Source organism: Flavobacterium glaciei (assembly GCF_003350545.1).
Taxonomy (GTDB): domain Bacteria; phylum Bacteroidota; class Bacteroidia; order Flavobacteriales; family Flavobacteriaceae; genus Flavobacterium; species Flavobacterium glaciei.
Window position 1 is genome coordinate 1 of the sequence record NZ_QQBA01000042.1, and the last position, 1,215, is coordinate 1,215.

Annotated in this window: 1 protein-coding gene; it reads right to left on the bottom strand. The window is 49.6% G+C overall.

Annotation, left to right across the window (positions count from 1 at the left end):
• The coding region (locus DFR66_RS13785) for an Ig-like domain-containing protein (RefSeq protein ID WP_147277700.1) at positions 1-1,215 on the bottom strand (1,215 nt) is incomplete at both ends.

The following is a 1,215-nucleotide window of genomic DNA, read 5'->3' on the forward strand; positions in this document are numbered from 1 at the left end:
CCGTACCGTTGAAGTCAGGATTTGGTGTATACGTGATCGTGCCATCGGCATTGATCAATACCGTACCGTTCGCTGGTGCAGTCGTTGCCGTTACCTCATAGTCTGTTCCGTATACGCCCTGGAAGGTGTCGTTATCCAACACATCTATCGTTACAGCAACGTCTTCATTCGTTGTCGCTGTATCATTTACAATATCCGCTACTGGAGTTACTGTTACGTTTACCGTTGCGGTCTCTGTCGTAGTCGTACCATCGGCGTTGGTCACTGTCACCGTGTAAGTGAAGCTGTCCGTACCGTTGAAGTCAGGATTTGGTGTATACGTGATCGTGCCATCGGCATTGATCAATACCGTACCGTTCGCTGGTGCAGTCGTTGCCGTTACCGCGAAGTCTGTGCCGTATACGCCCTGGAAGGTGTCGTTATCCAACACATCTATCGTTACAGCAACGTCTTCATTCGTTGTCGCTGTATCATTTACGATATCCGCTACTGGAGTTACTGTTACTGTTACCGTTGCGGTCTCTGTCGTAGTCGTACCATCGGCGTTGGTCACCGTCACCGTATAAGTGAAGCTGTCCGTACCGTTGAAGTCTGCATCCGGTGTATACGTGATTGTGCCATCAGCATTGATCAATACCGTACCGTTCGCAGGTGCAGTCGTTGCCGTTACCTCATAGTCTGTTCCGTATACGCCCTGGAAGGTGTCGTTTGCCAACACATTTATCGTTACAGCAGCGTCTTCATTCGTTGTCGCTGTATCGTCAACAGGAGGAATAATAGGATTTGGAGAAACAGTTGATATATTGTCATCTGTATCTGGGTCTGCTTCAGTCGCCGTGATGGTCGCTGTATTGCCATAGTCACCCGTTGCAAGCACTGTTGCAGTGATGGTCAAGGTGGCATTCGCGCCATTGGCCAAGGTGCCTATCGTCCAAGTCACCAAGCCGGAGGCTTCTGCTGTCGCTGTTCCGCCATTGTCGGATACATACGCATAGCCGGATGGCAACTGGTCTGTAACTACAACGCCAGTAGCTTCACTTGGCCCTGCATTACTCGCAGTTAAAGTAAAGGTTACATTGCTACCAACCAAAGGACCTATTCTATCAATTTCCTTTACTAAACCAACATTCGCCTGGGGTACTGGGACCGGAGTCGTTGTTGATGTGTTGTTGTCTGGAGTTGGGTCTGCTTCATTCGCCGTGATGGTCGCTGTAT